Genomic DNA, 9,892 nt, shown 5'->3' with positions numbered 1-9,892 from the left:
GGGGGAGCCGTTCCCCCTCGCCACCATGCAGCACGCCTACTGGGTGGGGCGCCAGCCCGGGCAGCCCTTCGGCGGGGTCGCCGCGCACTTCTACGTCGAGTTCGACGGTGCCGGGATCGACCCGGAGCGGCTGCGGCGCGCGTTCACCGCGCTGATCGCCCGGCACGGCATGCTGCGGTCTCGGGTGACCGAGGACGGGCGCGCTGTGATCGGGGAGGTGACCGAGCCGCAGTTACCGGTCCGCGACCTGCGGCTGCTCCCTCCGGCGGAGGCCGAGGCGCAGCTGTCCGCGCTGCGCTCCCACTACACCCACCGCATGATGGACGTCGAGGCCGGCGAGATCTGCGAGGTCGCCCTCACCCTGCTGCCCGGCGGCGCGACGCGGCTGCACCTGGACCTGGACATGGTCGCCTCCGACGCGCTGAGCCTGCGCCTGCTGTTCGAGGACCTCCGCCGGCTCTACCTCACCTCCGGACCGGACCTCACCTTCGGGCCGGCGGCAGGGTCTGTCGAGGAGCCAGGCCCCGCCGGGGACCTGGCGCTGCCGCCGCTGACCTACGACTTCCCCCGCTATCTCGCCGACCGGGCCGCCCGCGGGGACGACCGGGTGGCCCGCGCCCGGCAGTGGTGGCACGACCGGCTCGACGACCTGCCCGGAGCACCGGACCTGCCGTTGCGGCCCGGTGCCGGCGACCCCGGGACGACGGCGCGCAGCACCAGGCTCGACCACTGGATCGACCCGGCCCGCCGCGCCGCGCTCACCGAGCGGGCCCGCCGCCACGGCGTCACCCCGGCCGCCGCGCTGGCGACCGCGTTCGCCGAGGTCATCGGCGCCTGGAGCGCCGGCCCGCGGTTCCTGCTGAACCTGCCGCTGTTCGACCGAGACCCCCTGCACCCGGACGTCGACCTGCTCGTCGGAGACTTCTCCAGCTCGCTGCTGCTCGATGTCGACCTCGGCGCGCCGCTGCCGTTCGCCGAGCGCGCGCGAGTGGTGCGGCAGACCCTCGCCGCCGCCATCGCGCACGGCTCCTACAGCGGTGTCGACGTGCTGCGGGAGATCTCCCGCCGGCGCGGCCACCCGGTGCTCGCCCCGGTCGTCTACACCAGTGCGCTCGGTCTCGGCGACATCTACTCGTCACAGGTCCAGGAATGTTTCGGCCGGCCGGCGTGGACGATCTCCCAGGGGCCCCAGGTGTGGCTCGACGCCCAGGTCACCGAGCATGACGGCGGTCTGCTGCTCAACTGGGACGTCCGGCTGGACTGCCTGGACGAGGGAGTCGCCGAGGACGCGTTCGCGGCCTACCGCGCGCTCGTCGACCGGCTCGCCGGCTCCGACGACCCCTGGCAGGAGCCGGTCGGTTCCCTGCTGCCGGCGGCACAGGCCGGCGTGCGTGCGGAGGTGAACGCGACACGGCTGGCGCACCCGGCCCGGACCCTGCACGAGGTCGTCTTCCGCCGGGCGGCGGAGGAGATCGCCGCCGAGGCCGCCGAGGCAGCGGAGGGGACCGCTGCCGGAACGCGGCGCCCGGCGGTGATCGCGGGCGACCGGCGGCTCGGCTACGGCGGGCTGGCCGACGCGGCGCTGCGGGTCGCCGCGCTGCTCGTCGACGAGGGCGTGCGGCCCGGTGACACGGTGGTCGTGACGCTGCCGCGCGGCGTCGACCAGGTCGTCGCGGTACTCGGTGTGCTGGCCGCCGGCGCCGCCTACCTGCCGCTGGGCGTCGACCAACCGCCGCTGCGCCGCGCGGCGGTGTATGCCCGCGCCGGGGCGCGGCTGGTGCTCACCGACGCCGCGACGAGCCCGTTGCTCGCCACCGGCGCCACCGGCGCCACCGGTGGCGCCGGCGATGCGGGGGCCGCGGGCCAGGCGGCCGTCGGCCAGGAGCCGAGGGTCGTCGACCTCGCCGCCGCGGCGGAGCGGGAGCCGCTGGCCGGTCCCGTCGCGACGGACCCCGACCAGGTCGCGTACGTCCTGTTCACCTCCGGCTCGACCGGGGAGCCGAAGGGCGTCGAGGTCACCCACGCCGCCGCGGCGAACACCATCGACGCGATCAACCACCGGTTCGAGGTCGGTCCGCGGGACCGGACCCTGGCGCTGTCCGCGCTCGACTTCGACCTGTCCGTCTACGACCTGTTCGGCCCGCTGGCGGCGGGCGGTGCCGTCGTGCTGCTCGCCGACGAGGACCGCCGGGACGCCGCGGCGTGGTGGCGGGCGCTCACCGACCACGAGGTGACGGTCTGGAACACCGTGCCGGCGCTGCTGGACATGCTGCTCACCGCGGCGCCGACCGCAGCTCCTCCGGCCGCCTCCGGCACCGCGGGGCTGCGCCTGGTGCTGCTGGGCGGGGACGTCGTCGGCGTGGACCTGCCGGCGCGGACGCGGGCGGTCTTCCCCGCCGCGCGGTTCGTCGCCCTCGGCGGCATGACCGAGGCGGCGATCCACTCCACCACGTTCGAGGTGTCCCCCGAGCAGGACGGCGAGGCGCGTGCCTGGCCGTCGATGCCGTGGGGGCTCCCGTTGGACGACGTGCGGGCGAGGGTCGTCGACGCTCAGGGCCGCGACTGCCCCGACCGGGTCACCGGAGAGCTGTGGATCGGTGGCCGGTCCGTGGCCCGGGGCTACCGGGGCGATCCTGCCCGCACCGCGGACCGGTTCGTGGAACACGCCGGAACCCGCTGGTACCGGACGGGTGACCTGGCCCGCTACCGGTCCGACGGCGTCCTGGAGTTCCTCGGCCGCGCGGACGGCCAGGTCAAGATCCGGGGGCACCGCATCGAGCTCGGCGAGGTGGAGGCGGCCGCCCGCAGCCACCCGGCGGTCGCCGCCGCGGCCGCCACGGTCGTGGCCGGCCCGGCGCGGCGCCTCGCGCTCGCCGTCCAGCCGGCCGGGGATCCGGGCGAGGAGGACCGGAGCGACGGCCTCAGTACCGATGGGCTCGGTACCGATGGGCTCGGTACCGGCGGCCTCGTCGAATCGTTGCGGGAGTGGCTGACCGAGCGGCTGCCCGAGGCGTCGCGCCCGCAGCTCGTCGTCGTCCGGCCGCGGCTTCCGCTCTCCCGCAACGGCAAGGTCGACCGGTCGGCACTCGCCGCCGAGCTGACCGCCGACTCCGCCACCGGCGGCGGCGACGGCGCGGGCGGCGTGTTCACGCCGCCCCAGGGCACGGTGGAGACCACGGTCGCCGGCATCTGGTCCGACCTGCTCGGGGCCGAGCGGGTCGGCCGCGATGACACCTTCGTCGGCCTGGGCGGCGACTCGCTGCTCGCGACCACCATGCTCGTGCGCCTGCGCGAGGCAGGCCTGGCCGGTGGCCGGCTCGGCCGGCTGTTCACCACCCCGCGGCTGGCTGATTTCGCCGCGACGCTGGAACCCGCCGCGACGCCGGAGGCGGACGGCGCGAGGCCGCTCCCCGCGGGGGAGGGAAACGGGCTGGTCGCCGACCCAGAGCACCGGTACGAGCCGTTCCCCCCGACCGACGTGCAGCGCGCCTACTGGATCGGCCGGGACGAGCGGCTGCCGCTCGGTGGTGTCGGCACCTGGCACTACACCGAGTTCGACGTGCCGGCGGCGACCTGGGACCCGGCGGCCCTGGAAGCGGCACTGCACGGCCTGGTGCAGCGGCACGAGATGCTGCGGGCCGTTTTCGACGAGGACGGCAACCAGCGCATCCTCACGGACGTCGGGCAGCCCCGCGTCGACGTGCGTACCGCCGCACCGCAGGCGGATCCCGGCCCCGAGCTGGCGGCCTTCCGGCGGGAGCACTCGCACCGGGTGCTCGACCTGACCCGGTGGCCGTTGTTCGAGGTGTCCGCGCTGCGCTACGAGCGGGCCGGCCAGGGACGGGTACGGCTCGCGGTCGGCCTCGACTACCTGGTGTTCGACGCTCTGTCGATCATGACGCTGTACACGGAGCTCGACCGGCTCTACGTCGCCGCGCGGGCCGGCGAGCACCCGCCCGTCCTGCCGGAGGTCGGAGTGTCGTTCCGGGACTACGTGCTCGGCGTGCGGCCCGACCCGCAGGCCGCCGCGGCCGACCAGGAGTACTGGCTGGCCCGGCTCGCCGAGCTGCCGCCGGCGCCCGCGCTGCCGACCGCCCTCGACCCGGCGCAGCTCACCAGGCCGCGGTTCGAACGGCACCGGCACTGGCACGAGCCACGGGTGTGGGAGCGGCTGCGCGCGGCCGCCCGCCGGCACGACGTCACCGTGTCCACGGTGCTGCTGGCGGTCTACGGCGAGGTGCTGGCGGCCTGGAGCACCCACACCGACCTGACGATCACCCTCACGCTGTTCGACCGGCGGCCCGTCCACCCGGACATCGCCCGGCTGCTGGGCGACTTCACCACCCTCTCGCTCGCCGACCACCGGCGGGCCGACACCTGGCTGGCCACCGTCGGCGGCCTGCAGCGCCGGCTGGCCGCCGACCTGGACCACCGCGAGGTCTCCCCGATCTGGCTGCTGCGGGAGCTGGCGCGGGCGACCGGCGCCCTGGAGGCGATGCCGGTCGTGTTCACCAGCGCGATCGGCGTCGGCGGCGGCGTCGGCGACGGCGACGGTGTCTCGATGGACCTGTCGGACGCCTTCGGCGCGCCCGTGTACGGGCTGTCCCAGTCCCCGCAGGTCGGTCTCGACAACCAGGTGGTGGAGGCGGCCGGCGGACTCCAGGTCAGCTGGGACGTCGTCGAGGACCTGTTCCGCCCCGGGGTCGTCGACGCCATGTTCACCGCCTACAACAGCCTCATCGGCTGGCTCGCCGACGGTGACTGGTCCGGGCGGCTGCCCGACCTGCTGCCGGCCGGGCAGCGGGAGGTCCGGGCCGCGCGCAACGCCACCGCCGTCGACCGCGCGCCGGCCACGCTGCACGGCGCGTTCTTCGGTCGAGCCGTCACCGAGCCGGACCGGACGGCGCTCGTCTGGGAGCACCCGCAGGCCGGCCCGGCGACCATGAGCTACCGGGACCTCGCCGACGCCGCCCTGCGGGTCGCGGGCGGCCTGGTAGCCCGGGGCGTCGTGCCGGGCGACACTGTCGCCGTCACCCTGCCGAAGGGCCCCGACCAGATCGTCGCGGTCCTCGGCGTGCTGGCCGCCGGTGCGGCGTACGTGCCCATCGGAGTGGAACAGCCGGCGTTGCGCCGGGCGCGGATCCACGCGACGTCCGGCGCAAGGTACGTCATCACCGACGATGCCGACGGTGATGACGACGGCAACGCGGAGCCCACTGGCGGGGAGCAGCCCGGTGGGGCCGGCCCGGAGATTCTCGGCATCGGCCGGGCGCTGGCCGGCCCGGCGCTGGTCACCCCGGTGCCGGTCGACCCGCGTGGCCTGGCCTACGTCATCTTCACCTCCGGGTCGACCGGCGAGCCGAAGGGCGTCGAGATCGCCCATGACGCGGCCGTGAACACGGTGGCGGACATCAACGCCCGGTTCGGGATCGGCGCCGGTGACCGGGTGCTCGCCTTGTCCGCGCTCGACTTCGACCTCTCCGTCTATGACGTCTTCGGCCTGCTCGGCGCCGGCGGCGCGGTGGTGCTCGCGGCGGAGGACGACCGGCGCGACGCCCAGCGCTGGCTTTCGCTTGCCCGCGACCATGGCGTGACCGTCTGGAACACCGTCCCGGCTCTGCTCGACATGCTGCTCGTCGCCGCCGAGCCGGAGCCGCTGCCGGCCGGGCTGCGCCTCGCGCTGGTCTCCGGTGACTGGGTGGGTCTCGACCTGCCGGGCCGGCTGCGGGCGGGGACGGGCGGCCGGTGCCGGCTGGTGGCGCTCGGCGGGGCGACCGAGGCGTCTATCTGGTCGAACGCCTTCGAGGTCGACGAGGTGCCGGACGGGTGGAGTTCGGTGCCCTACGGGTTCCCGCTCGACAACCAGGCGTACCGGGTCGTCGACCCGCGGGGGGACGACCGCCCGGACTGGGTGCCCGGGGAGCTGTGGATCGGAGGGCGCGGGGTCGCCCTCGGCTACCGCGGTGACCCGCGGCGCACCGCGGACCGGTTCGTCCGCCGGGCCGGTGACCGCTGGTACCGGACCGGCGACCTCGGCCGGTACTGGCCGGACGGGACGCTGGAGTTCCTCGGTCGCTCCGACCAGCAGGTCAAGATCGGCGGTCACCGCATCGAGCTCAACGAGGTCGAGGCCGCGCTGGAGGGCTTCCCGCTGGCCCGGGCCGGCGCCGTCGTCGCGGTCGGCGACCGTCACCGCCGTGCCCTGCACGCCTTCGTCGTGCCGGCCGGTGCCGCACGCGACGACGCGACAGCGGCCGGGATCGCCCCGGCGGCCACCGAGACCGCGGCGGCGAGCGCGGACACGGGCGACGATCTGGTCACCGCGCTGCGCGCCCATCTGGCGGACCGGCTGCCGCCCTACGCGGTGCCGGCCCGGGTGAGCGTGCTGGCGGAGCTGCCGCTCACCGCGAACGGCAAGATCGACCGGCTGGCGCTCACCGCGCTCGGCGAGGACCTCACCAGCCTTGACGGCGTCGCCCCTGACCCAGGCGCGCAGTCGGCGATCGCCGCGCTGTGGAGCGAGCTGCTCGGCGTACACGTCGCCGACCGGGACGCGAACTTCTTCGGGGCCGGCGGTGACAGTATGCTCGCGCTGCGGATGGTCGGTGCGTTGCGGGCCCGGTACGGCGTGGACGTGCCTGTCCGTGGCTTTCTCGCCGCGCCGACCGTCGCCGGGCTGGCCGCTCTCGTTCTGGAGCACGGCGACGCGGCCGTGTTCGAGCCCGATGCCTTCGAGGAGGGCGTGTTGTGAGTATCCCGAGCCCCGTCCAGCCGCTGGCGAGACTGCTCGCGCCGTTGCGCTCGCTGCTGGTCGTCGCGGTGGCGCTGCAGGCGGTGTCGAGTGTGGCCGCCGTGGTGTCGCTGATCGCGCTCGCCGAGGCGGCGCAGGCGCTGCTGGTGGCCAGCCCGGACGAGGACCAGGTGTGGGCCTGGGTCGTCGTGTGCGGCACCACGGCGCCGGTGAGCCTGCTGGCGGCCAGCGCGGCCGTCACCCTCACCCACGTCGGGGATGCCCGGCTCCAGCTGCGGCTGCGCCGGGCGCTGGCGGACCGGCTCGGGCGGGTTCCGCTCGGCTGGTTCGCCCGGCGCGGGTCCGGCGAGGTGAAGAAGGTCGTCCACGACGACGTGCACGCGATGCACTATCTCGTCGCCCACACGCTGCTGGACGTCACCGCGGTGGTCGTGGTGCCGGTCACGGCGCTGGTCTACCTGATCGTCGTCGACTGGCGGCTCGGGCTGCTCAGCGTCGTACCGCTGGTGGCCGGGATCTGGCTGTTCGCCCGGGCGATGGCTGAGGCCGGCACGAAGATGGCCGACTACGGCCGGGCCGTCGCCGAGATCAACAACGCGGTGGTGGAGTTCGTCGACGGGATCGCGGTGGTCAAGACGTTCGGCCGCGCGCGGTCGGCGTACGAGCGGTTCGGCCGCGCCGCGGACGCCTTCCACGACTTCTTCGCCCGCTGGGTGGCGGCGACGACCGCCGTGACCACGGCGTCCCAGATCGTCGTCGCCCCGCCGGCGGTGCTGCTGCTGGTCCTCGGGCCGGGTATCGCCCTGGTCGCGCACGGCGGTATGCCGGCGCCCGAGATCATCCCGTTCGCGTTGCTCGCGCCCGGCGTGGCCGGTGCGGTGTCGAACATCGGCACCCGGCTGCAGGCGCTGCGCACCGGCGGGGTCGCGGCGGCGAGCGTCGCGGGCCTGCTCGACACCCCGCCGCTGCCGGTTCCCGACAGTCCGCGGGTGACGGACGGGACCACGGTGGAGCTGCGCGGCGTGTCGTTCGCGTACGACGGCGGGCCGCCCGTGCTGGAGGGCGTCGACCTCGTGCTGGCACCGGGCACCGTCACCGCCCTCGTCGGGCCCTCGGGGGCGGGCAAGTCGACGCTGGCCCGGCTGGTGCCGCGGTTCTTCGACGTGACCTCCGGGTCGGTCACGGTCGGCGGGGCCGATGTGCGGGAGCTGGACCCCGGCACGCTCTACGGCCTGGTCGGCTTCGTCTTCCAGGACGTCGGGCTGCTGCGGGCCTCCGTCGCCGACAACATCGCGCTCGCCCGGCCGGACGCGGCCCGGGAGGCGGTCGTCGAGGCGGCCCGCGCGGCGCAGATCCACGACCGGGTGGTCCGGGAGCCGGCCGGGTACGACGCGGTGGTCGGACACGACGTCACGTTCTCGATCGGTGAGCAGCAGCGGATCGCCATCGCGCGGGCGTTGCTCGCCGACGCCCCGGTGCTCGTCCTCGACGAGGCGACCGCGTACGCCGACCCGCACGCGGAGGACGCGGTGCAGCGCGCGCTGTCCGCCGCGGCGGCCGGGCGGACCCTGCTGGTGATCGCCCACCGGCTGGCCAGCGTCCGCGAGGCCGACCAGATCATCGTGCTCGAACAGGGCCGGGTCGTCCAGCGTGGTCGGCACGCCGAGCTGCTGCGTGAGGACGGCAGGTACCGGCGGATGTGGGCCGCCCAGCAGTCCACCGACCAGCCAGACCCGCCGGGGCTGCCAGACCTGCCGGCCCAGGGACGCCACGAGGGAGCACTTACATGATCAGGCAGCTGCTGCGCGTAGTGGGACCGGAGCACGCCCCCGCGGTGCGCCGGCTGATCGCCGGCCTCGTGCTCGCCGCCGTCGCCCAGGGCGTCGGCTACGCCCTGGGCGTACCGATGATCGAGGAGCTGCTCGGCGACGACCCGGCGGACGCCTGGCCGTGGTTCGGGGGCGTCGCCGCCGCCACGCTCGCCTACGCCGGCCTCACCTGGTGGGCGCAGAACGCGGCGTTCCGGGTCGGCGCGGATGTGGCGAACGTGCTGCACCACCGGCTCGGCGAGAAGATCGTCGAGCTGCCGCTCGGCTGGTTCGACCCCGGGCGGGTCGGCCAGCTCGCCCGGCTGACCAGCCAGAGCGTGATGGGCGCGATGAACATCCCCGCCCACCTGCTGCGCCCGGTGGTCACCGCGGCGGTGGTCCCGGTGACGGTGATCGTCGCGCTGTTCTTCTTCGACGTCCGGCTCGCGGCCGCCGTCCTCGCCGCGGCGGTGCTGCTCGTCGTCGTCCTGGCCGCGAGCAACCGGGTTGTCGCGAAGGTGGACGCCGACCGGGACGCGGTGGTCGACGAGGCGTCGTCCCGCATCGTCGAGTTCGGGCAGACGCAGCCGGTGCTGCGGGCCTTCGGGCGCACCGTGCACGGGCACCGGATGCTCGACGAGGCGCTCGCCGCCCAGCACGACGCCGACCGGCGGCTCGTGGTGCGTTCCGTGCCCGGCCTGGTGACCTTCAGCTTCGTCGTCCGGCTGTCGTTCGCCGTCGTGCTGGTGCTCGGCGCGCACCGGGCGCTGGGCGGCAGCCTCGACCCGGCGCTGCTGGCCGGTGTGCTGGTGCTGATGGTCCGGTTCATCGAGCCGGTGTCGGCCGCCGCCGACCTCGGGGCCGGTATGCGGCTGGCCCGCGGCAGCCTGGACGCCGTCGCCCGGGTGCTCGACGTCCAGCCGCTGCCCGAGCCGGCCACGCCGGTCCGGCCGACCAGCACGGATGTCGAGTTCCGCCACGTGACGTTCGGCTACGGCGACCGGCGGGTGCTCGACGATGTCAGCTTCGTGCTCCCCGAGCGGAGCACGACGGCGCTGGTCGGGCCCTCCGGGGCGGGCAAGACGACCATCGCTCGGCTGGTCGCCCGCTTCTGGGACGCCGACGGCGGCCAGGTGCTGATCGGCGGAGTGCCGGTGGGGGAGGTGGGCACCGAGGCGCTCACCTCGCTCGTGTCCGTGGTCTTCCAGGACGTCTACCTCTTCGACGGCACGCTGGCCGACAACATCCGGCTGGGGCGGCCCGACGCGAGCCAGGAGGAGGTCGAACGGGTCGCCGCTCTCGCGGGCCTGCTGCCGGACCCCGGCACTTCTGG

At 75.2% G+C, this 9,892-nt stretch carries 3 protein-coding genes; all 3 read left to right on the top strand.

Going from position 1 to position 9,892, the window contains the following annotated elements:
- The first annotated feature begins 25 nt into the window (after positions 1-25).
- Positions 26-6,751: an amino acid adenylation domain-containing protein gene (locus AC08OP_RS14335; protein ID WP_476614648.1), complete on the top strand. Its 6,726-nt coding sequence runs from the start codon at positions 26-28 to the stop codon at positions 6,749-6,751.
- Complete coding sequence (locus AC08OP_RS14330) at positions 6,748-8,541, top strand: ABC transporter ATP-binding protein (RefSeq protein WP_476614647.1); 1,794 nt, start codon at positions 6,748-6,750, stop codon at positions 8,539-8,541. The genes AC08OP_RS14335 and AC08OP_RS14330 overlap by 4 nt, the downstream gene beginning before the upstream one ends.
- Positions 8,538-9,892 (top strand): ABC transporter ATP-binding protein (locus AC08OP_RS14325; protein ID WP_476614646.1); only part of this gene is annotated, 1,355 nt, incomplete at its 3' end. The genes AC08OP_RS14330 and AC08OP_RS14325, both read left to right, overlap by 4 nt.

This window comes from Frankia sp. CeRuru1 (genome assembly GCF_977966315.1).
The sequence above is the reverse complement of the archived record's forward strand: the minus strand, read 5'-3'. Positions and strand labels throughout refer to the sequence as shown.

Coding starts and splice junctions, on each gene's coding strand:
- AC08OP_RS14335 (WP_476614648.1), top strand. CDS start 26: ATGCAGCACGCCTACTGGGTGGGGCGCCAGCCCGGGCAGCCCTTCGGC.